This is a genomic window from Exiguobacterium sp. AT1b, assembly GCF_000023045.1.
In the GTDB taxonomy this organism is placed as follows: domain Bacteria; phylum Bacillota; class Bacilli; order Exiguobacteriales; family Exiguobacteriaceae; genus Exiguobacterium.
In genome coordinates, this window is sequence record NC_012673.1 from 2,582,634 (window position 1) to 2,600,032 (window position 17,399).

A 17,399-nucleotide genomic window follows, 5' to 3' on the forward strand; every position below is an offset into this window, starting at 1 on the left:
CAAAATTTTTTTGAAGAAATTCCGTCGGCTTCCTTCATATTTAACAGATTCGGAATTTTGACGGGGGAGCGCTTGAACTGGAAGCTTTTGTCATGGAAACAGACTGAAAATTTACGCTATACTCATGAGGAAGACATGATGGAGTCAAGTGACCTTACTTTACGGCTCAATCTATTGTACGACTCTGTTCGAAGGAGGAATTTTCTTGTCGCTGTTACATTTAGCTATTTTGTTGCCGCTTCTTGCGGCACCATTCATCCCGCTTTTGTTCCGAGGGATGAAACAAATTCATACAGGCTGGTTCGTCTTGATCGTTCCGGTCGTGCTCGTCACCTACTTCGCCGGATTCATTCCGATCACGAGTGCAGGGGACGTCGTGACAGAGACGATTGCGTGGATGCCGTCCCTCGGGATCAACTTCACGGCATACGTCGATGGACTCAGTCTCTTGTTCGCCCTTCTCATCACGGGGATCGGCGCACTGGTCGTCCTCTATTCGATTTACTATTTGAATAAGGACAAAGAGTCGCTCGGGCATTTTTACGTGTATCTCTTGATGTTCATGAGTGCGATGCTCGGGGTCGTTCTCTCGGACAACATGATTGTCATGTATATGTTCTGGGAGCTCACATCGATTTCATCATTCCTATTGATCGGGTACTGGTATGAGAAAGAACGTTCCCGCTATGGTGCGCAGAAGTCGATGCTTCTCACCGTGTTCGGTGGATTGTCGATGCTCGGGGGGATCGTCTTACTCGAATCGATGGTCGGCTCGTACAGCATTCGCGATATGGTTGCGAACTCTGGCGTCATCGCCGAGAGCCCATTCTTCCTTGTCGCGATGGTTCTCATCTTGCTCGGGGCGTTCACGAAGTCAGCGCAGTTCCCGTTCCACATCTGGTTGCCTGACGCGATGGAAGCACCGACTCCGGTCAGTGCGTACCTCCACTCAGCAACGATGGTCAAGGCGGGTCTCTACCTCGTGGCCCGCATGAGCCCGGTGTTCCAAGAGTCATCCGTCTGGCTATGGACGATTGCCGGAGTCGGGATGTTCACGATGTTCTGGGGCTCGTTCAACGCTGTCAAACAGACCGACCTGAAGGGGATTTTAGCGTTCTCGACGGTCAGTCAGCTCGGTTTGATCATGTCACTCCTCGGTCTCGGGGCGGCGGCGCTCCACTATGACGGTATGGATGACAATATCTTTATGGTCGCAACGATTGCGGCAATCTTCCATTTGATCAACCATGCGACGTTTAAAGGTTCGCTCTTCATGATGGTCGGAATTGTCGACCACGAGACGGGCACGCGTGACATTCGGAAGCTTGGCGGTCTGATGACTGTCATGCCGATTTCATTCACGGTCGCTGTCATCGGTTCGTTATCGATGGCCGGTCTTCCGCCATTCAACGGATTCTTGAGTAAAGAGATGTTCTTGAAGGCGACGACGAAAGTCTTCTCGGCCGACTTCTTTGCGCTTGATACGATTGGGATTTTGCTCCCGGTCATCGCGTTCGTCGGAAGTGTGTTCACGTTCATCTACAGCATCATGCTGTTCACACGGACGTTCATGGGCAAGGCAAAGTTCGATCAATTGCCGAAACAACCGCATGAGGCGCCGATTGGCATGTTGATTTCGCCGGTCATTCTCGCGCTTCTCGTTGTCGGTCTCGGGTTCTTCCCGAACGTGTTGTCGAACTCGCTCATCAAACCAGCCGTCGAGTCGATCTATCCGACACTCGTCGCGCAAGGGCAAGATGTTAAAGTAGATATTTACTTCTGGCACGGTTTGACGCCTGAACTGTATATGACAATCGGGGTGATCCTTCTCGGTTCATTGCTGTTCTGGCAAATGGGTAAATGGATGGGTATCTACAACCGCATCCCACATCGTTTGACGCTCAATGGGATGTACGACGGTACGCTCGTCTGGTCGAACAAGGCGGCTTATCGCTTTAAAGACAACTACATGACTGGATTCATCCGGTCGTACTTGATCTATATTTTCGTCTTCCTCTCAGGTATGATGCTCTTCAGCATCTGGTGGTTCGACATGTACCGCTTCTCGTTTGAGAACCTGGCTGAGATTGCACCGTATGAATATGTGCTCGGAGCTGTCGTCATGCTAGCGGCGCTCGCGATTCTCTTCATGAAGTCGCGTCTCCCGTCCATCATCCTACTTGGGGTCGTTGGATACGGCGTGGCACTGTTCTTCGTCTTCTTCGGTGCACCGGACTTGGCGCTTACGCAGCTCGTCATCGAGACGGTCTCGGTCGCATTGTTCTTGCTCGTCTTCTATCACATGCCGGACATCAGCAAGAAGGAAGTTCGGATGCGTTTCAAAGTCGGGAATGCCATCGTGGCTGTTCTCGTCGGGACGACCGTGACGCTTCTCAGCTTCATGGCGCTCACAAATAAATCGCTCACCTCGATCTCAGAGTATTACAAAGAGAACGTGTATGAGCTTGCAGCAGGTAAAAACATGGTCAACGTCGTTCTCGTCGACTTCCGTGGATTTGATACCTTGTTTGAAATCGTCGTTCTCGGGATTGCAGCTTTCGGGATCTACACGATGATTAAATTTAGAACAACACGACGTACGAAAGGAGAAGGTGAACATGAAGCAAAACAGCAGACGCGTCAATGACGTCATTTTGCAGACGGCCGCGATTATCATTTTCTTCATCATTGTCATCTTCTCCATCGACTTGTTCTTTGCCGGTCACTATTCACCGGGTGGAGGATTCATCGGTGGATTGATGACATCCGCGGCACTCGTCTTGTTGCTACTCGCATTTGATTCGAAGACGCTTGCGAACGTGCTCCCGATTGACTACCGTCTCATGACGGCGACCGGATTACTGATTGCGCTCGCGACAGGTCTTCACTCCGTATTCTTGGGTCGTCCGTTCTTGACGCATGCTTACGGGAAGTTCGATTTACCACTTCTCGGTGAACAGACGCTCCATACGGCGATTGCGTTCGACTTAGGGGTTTACCTCGTAGTTATCGGAATCACGTTGACGATTATACAAACGATTGGAGAGAGTGAATAATGGAAATCTTCGTTAGCATCATCATCGGTGTCCTGACGATGTGTGCCGTCTATCTTGTTCTCTCAAGAAGTTTGTTACGCATCATCATCGGCACTGCCTTGTTCAGTCACGCGGCACACCTTCTCGTCTTGACGACGGCAGGTTTGAAGACAGGGGCTGCCCCTGTCCTCGTCGACGGTGTGACTGAATTCACAGACCCGTTACCGCAAGCGCTCGTCTTGACGGCAATCGTCATCAGTTTCGGGGTGACGGCGTTCTTCCTCGTACTTGCTTACCGCACGTACCAGGAGCTCAGCACGGACAATATGGAAGAAATGAAAGGAACAGAATCGTATGATTAACTTACCGGTCTTTCCAATCGTCATTCCTGCGCTTGCGGCCATCCTTATGATGTTTATGCCAAAACGGGTCCAGCTGCAGCGCGCGATGGCTCTTGGAGCTTTAGTTATGACGGCGATCGTGTCACTCTTTCTCGTGCATACGGTCTCCACGGAGGGGATTCAAATCCTCAACCTCGGGAACTGGCAAGCGCCGTTCGGCATCACGCTCGTATCGGATATGCTGTCAGCCCTACTCGTGACGACGTCGACTCTTCTCACGCTCTTCATCGTGTGGTTCGCCGTCCATTATTTCTCAGATTCATATGAAGGCAACTACTTGTACATCTCGATGCTGTTCTTGCTCGTCGGGGTGAACGGTGCCTTCACGACAGGTGATATTTTCAACTTGTTCGTCTTCTTCGAGGTCTTCTTGATGTCCTCATACGTGTTGATTGTACTCGGTGGACGTGGCGTCCAGTTACGTGAATCGATCAAGTACTTGCTCGTGAACATCATCGCCTCGGCGCTCTTCGTCATGTCGGTCGCCTTGCTTTACGGAGTCACAGGCACGCTCAACTTGGCGGACTTGGCGATGAAGATCCCGCTCGTCGATAACCCGGACGTCATCACCGTCATCGGTGTGCTGTTCGTCATCGTCTTCGGGATGAAAGGGGCACTCGTCCCACTTCACTACTGGCTCCCTGGAGCGTACGTGGTCGCACCGACCCCGATTCTCGCCATGTTTGGGGCACTCTTGACGAAAGTCGGGGTGTACTCGATCTTGCGGACGTACACGCTACTGTTTGACGGGAACGGTGAATTTTTACAGACGTTCCTCATGGTGCTCGCTGTCCTCACCATCTTCATCGGGATGACAGGGGCCATCGCCTATAACGATGTGAAACTGATCATCATCTACAACATCATGATCGCGGTCGGGGTCATCTTGTACGGAATCTCGGTCAATACGCAGACGTCCCTTGAAGGGTCGCTTTACTACTTGATTCACGACATGATCATCAAAGCCGTTCTCTTCATGCTCGTCGGGATGATGATCGGGATCACCAAATCCGGTCAACTTCGCGATATGGGTGGACTCATCACCCGATTCCCGCTGTTCGGATGGACGTTCTTCGTCGCAGCGCTCTCGCTCGCTGGGATTCCGCCGCTTAGTGGATTCTTCGGGAAATTGTTGATCGTCTCAGGCGGGATGGACGAAGGGGAACTGTTCGGGCCACTTCTCGTCCTCTTGTCAAGTCTCTTCGTCCTCTATTCGGTCATGAAGATTTTCTTGAACGGGTTCTGGGGCGAGGCGAAGCGCGAGTATGATGGACCGCTCGTACCGTATACGAAGCGTTTGATTGTACCGGTCTTCTTGTTGCTCATCATTGCGGTCGCATACGGATTTGGGGCAGAAGCCATCCATCCGTATATCACGCAAGCGATTGAGCCGCTCGTCAATCCAGAAATCTATATCGATGCCGTGATAAAGGAGTGAATGACAGATGGCTTATCAACTATTGATTAACTTTTTCTTGGCGTTCATCTGGATGTTCCTCACGGGATCGTTCACAACGAGCGGATTCTTCGTCGGGTATCTACTCGGCTTACTCATCTTGTTCATGATGCGCCGATTCTTTAAATCTAGTGGGGGCGGTTTTTACTTCACACGCGTCTGGCGTCTGTTTAAACTGCTTCTCATCTTCATCCGTGAATTGTTCCTCGCGAACTTTGAGGTACTGCGTCTCGTCCTTAGTCCGAAGTTGAAAATCCAACCAGGGATTTTCCGCTATGAGACGTCGCTCGACAAAGGATGGAAAGTCAGCTTGCTCTCGATGCTGATCACGCTCACACCAGGGACGCTCGTCGTTCAGGTGTCAAAAGACAATTCCGTGCTCTATATCCACGCACTTAACATGCCGGATAAAGAAGCACTACAAAAAGACATTTATGATAACTTTGAATCAAGCATTAAGGAGGCGACAGAGTGATGGATTTACTAGACATTCTCATCTACATCTCGCTCGCCATTCTCTTGCTTGCGATGTTGATGATGTTGTATCGCGTCGTCAAAGGACCGACGACGGCAGACCGAGTCATCGCGCTCGACTCGATCGGGATCGCGCTCATCTCGGTCGTCGCGTTACTATCGATTCTGCTCGATACGACTTTGTATTTTGAAGTCATCTTGCTACTCAGTATTTTGGCCTTCATCGGAACGGTGGCGTTTTCGAAATTCTTAGAGAAGGGAGAGATTATCCAACATGACCGCGACAATGATCTTTGATCTCATTACCGGCATCTTCACGATCATCGGCGTCTTCTTCACGGTCGTCGCCGCGATCGGTCTCATCCGTCTCCCAGATATTTATTCGAGAACACACGCTGCCTCAAAGAGTGCGACACTCGGTGTCATGTTCGTCCTCTTTGCAGCCGTCCTTCACGTATATGTCGATGAACGGGTGTTTGACGCAAGACTCTTGCTCGGCCTCTTCTTCGTCCTCTTGACAGCTCCTGTTGGGGGTCACCTCATCTCACGTGCGGCGCACGCGAAAGGTGTTCCACTTTGGGAGAAGTCGTTACAAGACGCGCTGAAAGAAGACAAGGATAAAGGAATCGAATAAGTAAAAGACGGGATTCGCCACGAGGCGAGTCCCGTCTTTTGTTTAGATGAGATAGGTCAGGTCGGAGGCGGCCGTCGGATAGGCGACTTCTAAGTGCTTCACGTGTTGATGCGACAGTTTGTTCTGTATAATGAAAGAGAACAGGTTGATGAGTTCAGGGGCATGGTGACCAATCAAATGAGCCCCGATGACGTGCCCTTCTGCACTTAGTAACACTTTCGAATAGGCGGTTGAGTCATTGATTCGTGAATAGGTGAGGAAGTGCGACATATCCGTTTCTTTCACATCGAAGTCAATGCCCTCCGCTTCCGCTTCTTCCACCGTAAGACCGACTTTAGCAATCGGCGGCGTCGCATAGACGATGGTCGGGGCCGGACGCTCGGGGAGTGCCCGTGTATTCCCGTGAAGCATATTGAGTGCGGCGAGACGCCCTTCCTGACCGGCGAATGGAGTGAGCGCAGGATTGGGACTTTTGGCGACGTCGCCCGCGGCGTATATATTCGGGTTACTTGTTTGCAGATGCTCGTTCACGTGTACACCGTGATGATCAGCTGTGACACTGGCCGCTTCAAGCCGGAGGCGCTCGATGCTTGGAATTCGCCCGGTGGCGTTAAGGACCACGCCTTCGAGGGTAGAGTCATCTGATAACGTCAAGACGTTGCCGTCGATTCGTGTTGGTTCGACGTCATGTCGGACGGTGATGCCGATTCGCTTCGATTCCTCAATGAGCCGGTGGACGACGTTCGGGTCGAATGCCTTCAACGCACGCGAACGAATAAGAAGGGTCACGTCACTTCCGAATCGTCGAAAGATGTGGGCAAACTCAAAGGCGATATACCCGGCGCCTACAATGTGAATCGATTCAGGTAAGACGTCGAGGTCGAACACATCATCGCTCGTAATCGCCAGTTCGCCACCTGGGATATCGAGAGGGCGGGGCGTTTGACCCGTAGCGATTAAAAATTGATTGGCAGAGAGCTCGTGACCATCGATGACGATGGAATCCTCATCGATAAAGTGAGGCTCTCTTTGATATAAGTCAATGTTCATCTCGTTCCAATGTTGTGTTTTTGTCGTAGGAATCGAGAAGCGATATTCATCAATCCGCTTTTTAAAGGACGACCAATCGAGGGATAGGCTTCCATCGACGCCGAGTTCGCGCATCTGTTCCGCTCGAGCAAGAAGTTCAGCTCCTTCGGCAAGCATCTTCTTCGGGTCACATCCGCGTTGAGGACATGTTCCCCCGAACGTCCAATTCTCAATGATGGCAATCTCTTTACCGGCTTCGCGTAAAATGGAAGCGGCTTGGCTCGCGGCGGAACCGCTACCGACAATGATGACATCGTATCGTTTCATAATATAAAACCTCCTCTGACGAGATATCACACTCTTTTTCCCGTCCAGGAGGAAGCTAAACTGAGGTGAATGGAATTGAGTCATAGCGACCACATTAAGCATAAATTAGCACTGCTCCCGGATGAGCCGGGTTGTTATTTGCATAAAAATGAATATGGCGAGGTCATCTATGTAGGGAAGGCAAAAAACTTGAAGAACCGGGTGCGTTCCTATTTCACGGGTGCACACGACATTAAGACGATGCGCCTCGTCGCAGAGATCCGTGACTTCGAGTACATTGTGACGGCGAGTGAACTCGAGGCGTTATTACTCGAAATGACGCTCATCAAAAAGCACGACCCGAAGTACAACATTCGCCTGAAGGACGACAAGACGTACCCATATATCAAAATTACGAACGAACCGTATCCACGTTTATTGACGACGCGGAAATTGAAAAAAGACGGCGGGCATTACTTTGGACCGTATCCGAACGCCTATGCGGCGAACGAGACGAAACGTCTTCTCGATAAACTGTATCCGCTGCGGAAATGTCAGCCGATGCCGAAGAAACTCTGTCTGTATTATCATATCGGGCAATGTTTAGGTCCTTGTGAGTTGGCAGTCGATACGGATTCGCAAAAAGAGATTGTTCAGGAAATCCGACGCTTCCTGAACGGGGAGACGAGCGAGACGCTCACGAAGCTGAACGTCGAGATGGGACGTGCCGCTGAGGACATGCAGTTCGAGCGTGCGGCTGAACTACGCGACCAAATTCGAGCAGTCGAATCGATTATGAACAAACAGAACATGATCACGGCCGACCCGACGGCCCGTGACGTCTTCGGCTATACGCTCGACCGAGGCTGGATGTGCGTACAAGTATTCTATATGCGTGGCGGGAAGATGATTGAGCGAGATGTCTCGCTCTTCCCGATGCATGGAGAGCCTTCGGAAGAACTCGAAAGTTTCATCGTTCAGTTTTATGAACAAAACGTCGTGCCAAAAGAAATTCTCGTACCCGAGACGGTCCGGCTCGATTTACTGAATGACGCCATCGGAACGAAAGTGATGCAGCCGAAACGAGGGGCGAAGAAACAGTTGCTTGATTTAGCGACGAAGAATGCGACAATCGCCTTGAACGAGAAGTTCGAGCTACTCGCCCGAGATGAAGAGCGGACGTTGCTCGCGATGCGTGAACTCGGGGAAGCGATTGGCATCCCCAACTTGTCACGTGTCGACATCATCGACAACGCCAACATTCAGGGGGCGGACGCGGTGTCGGCACTTGTCGTCTTTGAAGACGGGAAGCCGCTCAAAAAAGAATATCGGAAATATAAGATTCGGACGGTCCAAGGACCAGACGATTACGAAACGATGCGTGAAGTCGTCCGGCGACGATTCCGTCGCCTGTTGACGGAAGACAAGCGACTACCCGATCTCCTACTGATCGATGGGGGGATTGGACAATTGAATGCGGCGCTCGACGTCATCCAAAACGAGTTCGGGCTCGACTTGCCGGTCGGCTCGCTCAAAAAGGATGACCGACATCGAACGAGCCAACTGTTATTCGGGGAAGGTGGGGGCGTTGTCGAGCTCCATCCACGCTCGAGCGCTTTTTATCTGTTGCAGCGGATGCAAGATGAGGTCCACCGTTTCGCCATCACGTTCCACCGCAGCTTACGGACGAAGAAGATGACGAAGTCGATCCTCGATGAGATTCCGGGTGTCGGTCCGAAACGCCGTCAACAGCTTATCCGCCATTTCGGGTCGATGAAACAGATTCGTCTGGCATCGCTCGAACAATTGAAGGAAGCGGGATTGCCGGAAAAATTAGCGGAGACCGTGCTTCAGTACGTGCATGAGGAGACGGATGAATGAGACAGATTACGACAGACGTGGAGAATACAATCGCTTCATTCGTGAGAGCGATTGATGAATTTCTACCAACCGTTCAGCATATATATATTCATGGATCATTAGCGATGGGTGGTTTTCATCCGAAACGAAGTGATGTAGATTTGTTGCTCGTCGTATCAAACGCATTGACTCGGGAGGAACGACAAAAACTCATCGACTGCTGTCTCTCGTACTCCAACGAACCATATCCGCTCGAACTGAGCATCATGACGATGGCGCAGCTAGAAGATTGGTATCATCCAAGTCCTTTTGAGTTTCACTATAGTGAAGGGTGGCGTTCACGTTTTGAAGAAGCTAGTAGGGAAGAAAGAACCGAATTGCAACAAGGATTTACCGATCCTGATTTGGCGGCTCACGTCCTAGTGATTTTAGAGCGTGGTATCACATGGCGAGGGCAACCGCTTCATAAACTCCTTTCTGGATTCGATTCAGCTCATTTTTCTGATGCGATTCGAGCGGATGCGCTCGATTGTCTTGACTCGATTGAAGAACAGACGGTGTATAGCGTATTGAACTTGATACGTGGCCTGGCCTATGAACAAGAACGTGTTCTGCTCTCAAAACAAGAAGCACTCCATTGGTTAGTGAAGAACGGACATTTTCCAGGAAATATTGTCGAAGTTGTTCGTAAGGCGACTCGGAACTATGAAGGGGGAAGTGTGACGTTTCATCGACAAGAACTCAATGAATTCCGTCGCTACATGCGTCAACAACTTCAGCGGAAACAAAAATAAGAGTCGATGCGTTTGGCATCGACTCTTATTCGTAGTCGTCTTTTCGGTCTAGTTGGACGGTGATTTGGACAGCTTTTCGGGTTGGATCGGCATACCCTTCCGCGACGCACTGGAAACGACCTGCAATCTGTTCGGCTAAAAATCCAGCTTCAAGCTGATAGTATCCTGTCGCTTTGGCCTGAGTCGCAGGTGGTGGGATCAATTCATAAGTAAACTTGCTCCCACGTTCCTTCTTGATTGTCAACTCGCCCCAACCTGCCTCTGCGAAGAAAGCAGTCAGTTCATCGTCGGACATCGTCGGGAATTTACGGGCGACCCGTTTTCCTGACCAATAGATGACTTGGGCGTAATCTTCGCCAAGCAAATCCGTCAACACATAGTCGCGAAGCAGTTCAATCGCGAAAATTGGTTGGCTCATCGTTTCCATTCTATCCCATCACTCCAATCTCTCTATATCATTATAACGACCAATTGGAATTTGGTCATCCTGTATTTTTGAAAAGAATGTGGCACAAATCGGCTAGGTTGTCTTGTCATACAATTTTCACAAGAGTAGAATAGGAGACAGAAAGCTATATCTGCATTTGAAAACGCTTTTATTGACAATACGAGCCAATGCTCGTGAAAAGGGGGAACTAGAATGGCAGCGCATCGTGACTACTTCAGTCGTAAAGTCCATTCGCTACTTGGGGTCATTCCAATCGGTTTGTTTTTGATCGTCCATTTGTCGGTCAACTACTACATCGTCGATGGGGTGGAGTCATTCAACAAAGCAGCAAAATTCATGGAGAACTTACCGTATTTGTACTTCCTTGAAGTGACAATTATCGCATTGCCGATGATTTTCCACGGGGTGTACGGCGTGTACTATGCGTTTCTCGGGTCAATCAACTCGAACCGCTATTCATACGCACGTAACTGGTTGTATCTCTTCCAACGCTTCACAGGAGTTTTCCTCGTGATCTTCATCGCTTGGCACGTTTGGGAAACGCGTCTTGCGAAATTGCGCGGGGTAGAAGTCAATGCGGAGATGATGCAAAACATCGTCGACAACCCGCTCATGTTGATCTTCTACATAGTCGGAATTCTTTCGGCTACGTTCCACTTCGCGAACGGTCTTTGGTCGTTCTCGATCACGTGGGGTATCACACAGTCACCTCGTTCGCAACGTCTCATGAGCTACGTATCAGGTGTCGTGTTCTTGGCACTATCTTTTGTCGGCATCCGTTCGATTTTGACGTTTGCAGGCATCTTGTAATTAGGGGGAATTTTACATGGCAAATCAAAGTTTGATCGTCATCGGTGGCGGTCTAGCTGGACTCATGGCGACAATCAAGTCGGCAGAGATGGGTGTTCCGGTAAAACTATTCTCGCTTGTACCGGTCAAGCGTTCACATTCAGTTTGTGCCCAAGGTGGGATTAACGGGGCCGTCAACACGAAAGGGGAAGGTGACTCTCCTTGGCAACACTTTGACGACACGGTATACGGAGGCGACTTCCTCGCCAACCAACCGCCTGTCCAAAAGATGGCGGAGAATGCTCCGAAAATCATTCACATGTTCGACCGGATGGGCGTCATGTTCAACCGTACGCCAGAAGGTCTCTTAGACTTCCGTCGTTTCGGTGGAACGCTTCACCACCGTACGGCATATGCTGGAGCGACGACAGGACAGCAACTTCTCTATGCACTCGATGAGCAGGTTCGTCGTTACGAAGCGCAAGGTCTCGTCGAGAAGTATGAAGGATGGGAATTCCTTCGCGCCGTCATCGACGAAGAAGGCATCTGCCGCGGTGCAGTCTGTCAGGATTTGCGCTCCATGGAAATTAAAGCGTTCCCATCGGATGCGGTCATCTTGGCGACAGGTGGCCCAGGGGTCATCTTCGGTAAGTCGACTAACTCGGTCATCAACACAGGACAGGCAGCGGCAGCGGTTTACCGCCAAGGCGCGGTCTACGCGAACGGGGAGTTCATCCAAATTCACCCGACGGCGATTCCGGGGGACGACAAACTTCGTCTCATGAGTGAGTCGGCTCGTGGAGAAGGTGGACGTGTCTGGACATATAAAGACGGGAAGCCATGGTACTTCCTCGAAGAGAAATATCCAGCTTACGGAAACCTCGTACCGCGTGACATCGCGACACGTGAGATCTTCGACGTATGTGTCAACCAAAAACTCGGCGTCAACGGCGAGAACATGGTTTACCTCGACTTGTCTCATAAAGATTCGAAAGAACTCGACATCAAACTCGGTGGAATCCTCGAAATCTACGAGAAATTCGTAGGGGACGACCCACGTAAAGTACCGATGAAAATCTTCCCGGCAGTCCACTATTCGATGGGCGGACTATGGGTCGACTACGATCAGATGACGAACATTCCGGGTCTCTTCGCAGCAGGCGAATGTGACTACTCGATGCACGGGGCAAACCGTCTCGGTGCGAACTCGCTTCTTTCAGCCGTACATGGCGGAATGGAAGCAGGGCCTGCGGCCGTCAACTACATGCGTGGTCTTGACCAAGCGACAGAAAGCGTCTCAGAAGCGCTCTTTAACTTCAACGAACGTGAAGAAATCGAGCGATTCAACAACATCCTTGCGATGGATGGAACAGAGAATGCGTATCAGATTCACCGTGAACTCGGTGAACTGATGACGGACAACGTCACAGTTGTTCGCTACAATGACAAACTTGAAGCGACCGACAAGAAAATCCAAGAATTGCGTGAACGTTTCCATAAGATCTCAGCTACGGATACGGCACGTTGGAGCAACCAAGGGGCATCGTTCATTCGTCAACTCGACCACATGCTCGACCTCGCACGCGTCATCACACTTGGCGCACTCAAGCGGGACGAGAGCCGTGGGGCCCATTACAAACCGGAGTTCCCGGAACGTAATGATGAGCAGTTCATGAAGACGACGATGGCACGTTACAAAGATGGGGAAGTCGATATCTCGTATGAAGACATCGATGTTTCGTTAATCCCGCCACGTAAACGGGATTACTCGAAGAAAGGGGCGAAGACGAAATGACGACGCCAATGCAATCTGAACAAAAAGACATCCGCTTCATCATTGAACGCCAAGATGGACCGGATCAAGCGACGTATACGGAAGAATTCACGGTACCATACCGTCCAAACATGAACGTCATCTCGGCATTGATGGAAATCCGCCGTAACCCGGTCAACGCGAACGGGGACAAGACGACACCGATCAACTGGGACATGAACTGTCTTGAAGAAGTATGTGGTGCCTGTTCGATGATCATCAACGGGAAGCCGCGCCAATCGTGTACGGCACTCGTCGATAAACTCGAGCAACCGATCCGTCTTGCGCCGATGAAGACGTTCCCGGTCATCCGTGACCTTCAAGTCGACCGTCAACGCATGTTCGACGCGTTGAAAAAAGTGAAGGCATGGGTCCCGATCGATGGCACATACGACCTCGGTCCAGGACCGCGTATGCCGGAGAACAAACGTCAATGGGCGTACGAATTATCGAAATGTATGACGTGTGGCGTTTGTCTTGAAGCGTGTCCGAACGTGAACGACAAATCGGACTTCATCGGTCCAGCGGCGATTTCGCAAGTCCGACTCTTCAACTCACACCCAACAGGTGCCTTCCACGCCGAAGACCGCCTCGAGGCACTTATGGAAGACGGTGGCATCATGCAGTGCGGAAACGCACAAAACTGTGTCGAAGTTTGTCCGAAGGGCATCCCGCTCACGACGTCGATCGCTTCGATGAACCGTCAAACGACGCTTCACTCGTTCAAACAGTTCTTCGGTAGTGACAAAGGTCGCACCGGTTCTGCGGTCGAGGCGTAAGCGAGCCGATGACCAAGTACTTTCGAGAGCCAGGTTGGGAAACACGTGTCAAAAGAGGGATCGCGCTCGATGTGAAAGTTCGCTTTTCGGAGTGCGACCCGTATGGTCACATGAACAATACAATTCCGTTCATCTATTTCGAAGATGCCCGGATCGAGTTGTTAGAGGCGACAGGATTCTCCTTGAAGGACGGATTCGTCGTCGTCGCCGATGCGCAATGTGACTATGTTCGACAAGTCATGCCACGTCAACAGCTGACTGTGCATGCCAATATCTTGACGGTCGGAAACACTTCATGTGATATTCATTACGGGGCATATGACGGAGAGCAACTCCTCTTCGCCGGACGGACAAGCCTCGTTCATTTAACGAAGGAAGGCCGTCCTACGGAATGGACTCCGGAATATAAAAACCGCTTGCAGAATTTTTGCGAATCCGCTATCATTTGATAATGAGTTCACAAACAAAAAATATTCTGCTGGTTCGCCTGTAGAATTGAATTTTGAAGGGAGACCATCATCTCATGGAAAAAACGTTCACAGTCGTTGCTGATTCAGGAATTCACGCTCGTCCAGCTACTCAGTTGGTTAACACAGCTTCTAAGTTCCAGTCAGACATCAACCTCGAGTACAATGGTAAAACAGTTAACTTGAAGTCGATCATGGGTGTACTTTCACTCGGTATCGCAAAAGATTCTACAATCAAGATCACTGCTGAAGGTGAAGATGCAGAAGAAGCGATCAACACGCTTTCTGACATGCTCACTAGCGAAGGTCTTGCTCAGTAATTCGGGTAAGGGACGAGGCGCCACTGGCGACCTCGTCTTTTTTTGTCATGGGAACGTTTCTTTTTCCGTCCGAGGTTTTTTGGTAAGATAGGTGAGAATGGAAGTGATGCAAATGAAACGAGCGATTGGAGTCCTCGATTCAGGAGTCGGCGGATTGACGGTAGTCAAAGAATTGATGCGCCAACTCCCTAAAGAAGAAATCGTCTATATCGGAGATACTGAACGCTGTCCATACGGGCCGCGTCCGCACGATGAGATTGAAGCATATACATGGGAATTGATTGAATTTTTATTGAAGAAAGACGTCAAGATGATTGTCATCGCCTGTAATACGGCGACCGCGGTCGTATTGAAAGAGGCGCGTAAACGTCTCGACATCCCGGTCATCGGTGTCATCGACCCGGGTGCCCGCGCGGCTGTCAAAGGGACGCGCAACAAGCACATCGGTGTCATCGGTACGAAGATGACGATTGAGAGCGGTTCATATGAGAAGGCGTTACGTCACGTGGCAGGTGAGGTCGATGTGTATTCACTCGCGTGCCCGCCGTTCGTCCCGCTCGTAGAGGCTGGAGAAGTGTCTGGAGAGCGCGTGCGTCAAGTGGTGGAGGAAACACTTCGTCCACTTCAGCCATCCGAGATGGATACGTTGATTCTCGGTTGTACGCATTACCCACTCCTTGCCCCAGTCATTCAAGATGTGGTCGGACCGGACGTCCACCTCATCTCATCAGGTGACGAGACGGCGCTTGAAGTGGCTGCGATGCTCGATTATCAGGAACTTGAGAATGGATTGGATGCAGTCCCGGAACATGCCTTCTATGCGACGGGTGATATCGAACTATTTGACCGACTCGCGAGCGAATGGCTCGGGCGTCCGGTTCATGCGGAGAAAGTCGAGGTGACCGGCATTGCGTGATGCGAGACGATTTGATGAACTGCGCCCAGTCGAGATTGTGCCGCACGTGAACAAGCATGCGGAAGGGTCCGTATTGATTTCAATCGGCGATACGAAAGTCATCTGTACCGCGACCGTTGAGGAACGGGTACCGAATTTCCTTCGCGGAAAGAAACAAGGGTGGATCAATGCAGAATATGCGATGCTCCCACGGGCGACGGGAGACCGTACTGTCCGGGAATCGGTACGTGGAAAACAATCGGGACGAACGATGGAGATTCAGCGTTTGATTGGCCGGTCGCTCCGCTCGGTCGTGGACTTAGAACGTCTCGGTGAACGGACGATTTGGGTCGACTGTGACGTCATTCAAGCGGATGGCGGCACTCGGACGGCTTCCATCACAGGTGGCTTTTGCGCGCTCGTGTTGGCCGTCGATCGCTTGATTCGCCAAGGGAAACTTGAAGATACACCGATTAAAGAAGGTGTGGCTGCGATTTCTGTCGGGCGAACGGACGAGCTTGTCTTGGACTTGGATTACCTAGAAGATGCCGCAGCAGAGGTCGACATGAATGTCGTCATGACGGCAAGCGGTCGGTTCGTCGAAGTACAAGGTACAGGGGAAGAGGCGACGTTCACGCTACAAGAGATGAACGAGATGCTCGCACTCGCGCAACACGGCATCGAATCATTATTCAAGACGGCGGAAGCGGCACTCGGTGCTTCTTGGTGGTACGTCGGGGAACGTTCGGAGGAGACATTATGAAGTTGATCATTGCGACACACAATCCTGGAAAAGTGAAAGAACTCGAAGGGATGTTGACGCCGCTCGGATTCGAGGTCGAGTCACTCCTCGACTATCCGGATGCGCCAGAGACGGATGAGACCGGCACGACGTTTGAAGAGAATGCGGCGTTAAAAGCGACGGAGGCGGCAGCTTACTTTGGGCATGCCGTCCTCGCGGATGACTCCGGTCTTGAAGTCGACGCGCTTGACGGGGCACCGGGAGTATACTCGGCCCGTTTTGCAGGTCCAGAAAAGTCAGACGAGGCGAACAACGCTCTTCTTCTTGAAAAATTGAACGGAGAGACGAATCGTACGGCTCGTTTCGTCTGTGCGCTCTGCCTTGCGAAACCGAGCGGAGAGACGTTGACCGTTCGTGGAACAATCGAAGGGACAATCGGTTATTCCCCACAAGGTGAAAATGGTTTTGGATACGATCCACTCTTTATCGTCCCATCGCTTCATAAGACAGCGGCAGAATTGGAACGTGACGAGAAGGCGGTCGTCAGCCACCGTGGACAGGCACTACGAAAACTGGAGGCAGAAATCATACCATTCATGAAAGGATGAAGCTTATGCGTTTTCTAATAGTGAGTGATAGTCATGGGTTGACCGAAGAGTTGACGACGATTTTTGAACGACACGAGGCGGAAATCGATGACGCGTTCCATTGCGGCGATTCACAACTCGCACTTGTCGATGAACATTTGTTGCCGTATCGAACGGTCCGTGGGAACTGTGATTTTGGGGGAGACCTTCCCCTTGAACGAATCGAGACGACGGATGCCGGTACAATCTTAATCGTTCACGGGCACCATCATGACGTCAAATTCGATTTGAATCGGCTGCGTTACCGGGCTGAAGAAGTGGGGGCGAATGTCGTCTTGTTCGGTCACTCGCATGTGGCAGGTGCGCTGATCGAGGACGGGGTCGTCTACATCAACCCAGGTTCGATTCGTATGCCGCGAGGACGAACGGACAAAACGTATGCGTTACTCGACCTTGAAGCGGGAGAAGCAACAGTGCGTTTCTATCGTTCAGAAGACGGTTCTCACGTTGAAGACTTGGACATCTCAGGAAAACTATGAGTTTCGAATGGGAAATCGATTGACAGGAAAC

General features: G+C 51.0%; 20 protein-coding genes. 18 read left to right on the forward strand and 2 right to left on the reverse strand.

Annotated elements, in window-relative coordinates:
• Positions 1–205 precede the first annotated feature (205 nt).
• Genes EAT1B_RS13390 through mnhG form a run of 7 tightly spaced genes read left to right on the forward strand, consistent with a single transcriptional unit; the run spans position 206 to position 6,000 of the window.
• Complete coding sequence (locus EAT1B_RS13390) at positions 206–2,647, forward strand: Na+/H+ antiporter subunit A (RefSeq protein WP_015881091.1); 2,442 nt, start codon at positions 206–208, stop codon at positions 2,645–2,647.
• Complete coding sequence (locus tag EAT1B_RS13395; RefSeq protein WP_015881092.1) at positions 2,619–3,056, forward strand: Na(+)/H(+) antiporter subunit B; 438 nt, start codon at positions 2,619–2,621, stop codon at positions 3,054–3,056. The genes EAT1B_RS13390 and EAT1B_RS13395 overlap by 29 nt, the downstream gene beginning before the upstream one ends.
• A complete protein-coding gene (locus EAT1B_RS13400) occupies positions 3,056–3,397 on the forward strand; it encodes a Na(+)/H(+) antiporter subunit C (protein ID WP_015881093.1) in 342 nt (113 codons plus the stop codon). The genes EAT1B_RS13395 and EAT1B_RS13400 overlap by 1 nt, the downstream gene beginning before the upstream one ends.
• Positions 3,390–4,874: a Na+/H+ antiporter subunit D gene (locus EAT1B_RS13405; protein WP_015881094.1), complete on the forward strand. Its 1,485-nt coding sequence runs from the start codon at positions 3,390–3,392 to the stop codon at positions 4,872–4,874. Before EAT1B_RS13400 ends, EAT1B_RS13405 begins: the two co-directional genes overlap by 8 nt.
• Positions 4,875–4,881: 7 nt before the next feature.
• Complete coding sequence (locus EAT1B_RS13410) at positions 4,882–5,367, forward strand: Na+/H+ antiporter subunit E (RefSeq protein WP_015881095.1); 486 nt, start codon at positions 4,882–4,884, stop codon at positions 5,365–5,367.
• On the forward strand, positions 5,367–5,663 hold the full coding sequence (locus EAT1B_RS13415) for a Na(+)/H(+) antiporter subunit F1 (RefSeq protein WP_015881096.1): 297 nt from the start codon (positions 5,367–5,369) through the stop codon (positions 5,661–5,663). The genes EAT1B_RS13410 and EAT1B_RS13415 overlap by 1 nt, the downstream gene beginning before the upstream one ends.
• Complete coding sequence (gene mnhG / locus EAT1B_RS13420; RefSeq protein WP_015881097.1) at positions 5,641–6,000, forward strand: monovalent cation/H(+) antiporter subunit G; 360 nt, start codon at positions 5,641–5,643, stop codon at positions 5,998–6,000. The genes EAT1B_RS13415 and mnhG overlap by 23 nt, the downstream gene beginning before the upstream one ends.
• 42 nt (positions 6,001–6,042) lie before the next feature.
• Here mnhG and EAT1B_RS13425 read toward each other — a convergent pair whose 3' ends face one another.
• Entirely contained in the window at positions 6,043–7,356 is a 1,314-nt protein-coding gene (locus EAT1B_RS13425; RefSeq protein WP_015881098.1) for an NAD(P)/FAD-dependent oxidoreductase, read from the reverse strand.
• Between the two features lie 69 nt (positions 7,357–7,425).
• Between EAT1B_RS13425 and uvrC the strand changes: the two genes are divergently transcribed.
• Together uvrC and EAT1B_RS13435 are read left to right on the forward strand one after the other, a co-directional pair.
• Entirely contained in the window at positions 7,426–9,216 is a 1,791-nt protein-coding gene (gene uvrC / locus EAT1B_RS13430; RefSeq protein WP_031421372.1) for an excinuclease ABC subunit UvrC, read from the forward strand.
• Entirely contained in the window at positions 9,213–9,989 is a 777-nt protein-coding gene (locus EAT1B_RS13435) for an aminoglycoside adenylyltransferase domain-containing protein (protein WP_015881100.1), read from the forward strand. The genes uvrC and EAT1B_RS13435 overlap by 4 nt, the downstream gene beginning before the upstream one ends.
• A gap of 25 nt (positions 9,990–10,014) precedes the next feature.
• On the opposite strand, the gene EAT1B_RS13440 is transcribed toward EAT1B_RS13435, so the two are convergent.
• Positions 10,015–10,407 carry a YslB family protein gene (locus EAT1B_RS13440; RefSeq protein ID WP_230233887.1) on the reverse strand — a complete coding sequence of 131 codons (393 nt, stop codon included), beginning with the start codon at positions 10,405–10,407 and terminating at the stop codon, positions 10,015–10,017.
• Positions 10,408–10,629: 222 nt separating this feature from the next.
• On the opposite strand from EAT1B_RS13440, the gene EAT1B_RS13445 reads away from it, so the two are divergent.
• The 9 genes from EAT1B_RS13445 (at position 10,630) to EAT1B_RS13485 (ending at position 17,368) form a co-directional block, all read left to right on the forward strand.
• The gene (locus EAT1B_RS13445) at positions 10,630–11,247 is read left to right on the forward strand and encodes a succinate dehydrogenase cytochrome b558 subunit (protein WP_015881102.1); all 618 of its coding nucleotides are present in this window, start codon (positions 10,630–10,632) and stop codon (positions 11,245–11,247) included.
• A 16-nt stretch (positions 11,248–11,263) separates the two neighbouring features.
• On the forward strand, positions 11,264–13,021 hold the full coding sequence (gene sdhA / locus EAT1B_RS13450; RefSeq protein WP_015881103.1) for a succinate dehydrogenase flavoprotein subunit: 1,758 nt from the start codon (positions 11,264–11,266) through the stop codon (positions 13,019–13,021).
• Positions 13,022–13,029: 8 nt separating this feature from the next.
• The gene (gene sdhB / locus EAT1B_RS13455) at positions 13,030–13,818 is read left to right on the forward strand and encodes a succinate dehydrogenase iron-sulfur subunit (protein ID WP_193343274.1); all 789 of its coding nucleotides are present in this window, start codon (positions 13,030–13,032) and stop codon (positions 13,816–13,818) included.
• A gap of 8 nt (positions 13,819–13,826) precedes the next feature.
• Positions 13,827–14,267: a thioesterase family protein gene (locus tag EAT1B_RS13460; protein WP_015881105.1), complete on the forward strand. Its 441-nt coding sequence runs from the start codon at positions 13,827–13,829 to the stop codon at positions 14,265–14,267.
• 74 nt (positions 14,268–14,341) lie between these two features.
• Entirely contained in the window at positions 14,342–14,605 is a 264-nt protein-coding gene (locus tag EAT1B_RS13465; protein WP_015881106.1) for a phosphocarrier protein HPr, read from the forward strand.
• 112 nt (positions 14,606–14,717) lie between these two features.
• Complete coding sequence (gene racE / locus EAT1B_RS13470; RefSeq protein ID WP_031421380.1) at positions 14,718–15,521, forward strand: glutamate racemase; 804 nt, start codon at positions 14,718–14,720, stop codon at positions 15,519–15,521.
• Positions 15,514–16,263: a ribonuclease PH gene (gene rph, locus EAT1B_RS13475; protein ID WP_015881108.1), complete on the forward strand. Its 750-nt coding sequence runs from the start codon at positions 15,514–15,516 to the stop codon at positions 16,261–16,263. Before racE ends, rph begins: the two co-directional genes overlap by 8 nt.
• Positions 16,260–16,850 carry an XTP/dITP diphosphatase gene (locus EAT1B_RS13480; RefSeq protein ID WP_015881109.1) on the forward strand — a complete coding sequence of 197 codons (591 nt, stop codon included), beginning with the start codon at positions 16,260–16,262 and terminating at the stop codon, positions 16,848–16,850. Before rph ends, EAT1B_RS13480 begins: the two co-directional genes overlap by 4 nt.
• 5 nt (positions 16,851–16,855) lie before the next feature.
• Entirely contained in the window at positions 16,856–17,368 is a 513-nt protein-coding gene (locus EAT1B_RS13485) for a metallophosphoesterase family protein (protein ID WP_015881110.1), read from the forward strand.
• The last annotated feature ends 31 nt before the right edge of the window (positions 17,369–17,399 follow it).

Excerpts from the sequence above, each read along its gene's own strand:
- EAT1B_RS13425 (WP_015881098.1), bottom strand. The coding sequence starts at position 7,356 with ATGAAACGATACGATGTCATCATTGTCGGTAGCGGTTCCGCCGCGAGC.
- EAT1B_RS13395 (WP_015881092.1), top strand. The coding sequence starts at position 2,619 with ATGAAGCAAAACAGCAGACGCGTCAATGACGTCATTTTGCAGACGGCC.
- EAT1B_RS13460 (WP_015881105.1), top strand. The coding sequence starts at position 13,827 with ATGACCAAGTACTTTCGAGAGCCAGGTTGGGAAACACGTGTCAAAAGA.
- EAT1B_RS13480 (WP_015881109.1), top strand. The coding sequence starts at position 16,260 with ATGAAGTTGATCATTGCGACACACAATCCTGGAAAAGTGAAAGAACTC.
- EAT1B_RS13485 (WP_015881110.1), top strand. The coding sequence starts at position 16,856 with ATGCGTTTTCTAATAGTGAGTGATAGTCATGGGTTGACCGAAGAGTTG.
- EAT1B_RS13405 (WP_015881094.1), top strand. The coding sequence starts at position 3,390 with ATGATTAACTTACCGGTCTTTCCAATCGTCATTCCTGCGCTTGCGGCC.
- mnhG (WP_015881097.1), top strand. The coding sequence starts at position 5,641 with ATGACCGCGACAATGATCTTTGATCTCATTACCGGCATCTTCACGATC.
- racE (WP_031421380.1), top strand. The coding sequence starts at position 14,718 with ATGAAACGAGCGATTGGAGTCCTCGATTCAGGAGTCGGCGGATTGACG.
- EAT1B_RS13435 (WP_015881100.1), top strand. The coding sequence starts at position 9,213 with ATGAGACAGATTACGACAGACGTGGAGAATACAATCGCTTCATTCGTG.
- EAT1B_RS13445 (WP_015881102.1), top strand. The coding sequence starts at position 10,630 with ATGGCAGCGCATCGTGACTACTTCAGTCGTAAAGTCCATTCGCTACTT.
- uvrC (WP_031421372.1), top strand. The coding sequence starts at position 7,426 with ATGGAATTGAGTCATAGCGACCACATTAAGCATAAATTAGCACTGCTC.
- EAT1B_RS13400 (WP_015881093.1), top strand. The coding sequence starts at position 3,056 with ATGGAAATCTTCGTTAGCATCATCATCGGTGTCCTGACGATGTGTGCC.
- EAT1B_RS13465 (WP_015881106.1), top strand. The coding sequence starts at position 14,342 with ATGGAAAAAACGTTCACAGTCGTTGCTGATTCAGGAATTCACGCTCGT.
- EAT1B_RS13415 (WP_015881096.1), top strand. The coding sequence starts at position 5,367 with ATGGATTTACTAGACATTCTCATCTACATCTCGCTCGCCATTCTCTTG.
- EAT1B_RS13410 (WP_015881095.1), top strand. The coding sequence starts at position 4,882 with ATGGCTTATCAACTATTGATTAACTTTTTCTTGGCGTTCATCTGGATG.
- EAT1B_RS13440 (WP_230233887.1), bottom strand. The coding sequence starts at position 10,407 with ATGAGCCAACCAATTTTCGCGATTGAACTGCTTCGCGACTATGTGTTG.
- sdhB (WP_193343274.1), top strand. The coding sequence starts at position 13,030 with ATGCAATCTGAACAAAAAGACATCCGCTTCATCATTGAACGCCAAGAT.
- sdhA (WP_015881103.1), top strand. The coding sequence starts at position 11,264 with ATGGCAAATCAAAGTTTGATCGTCATCGGTGGCGGTCTAGCTGGACTC.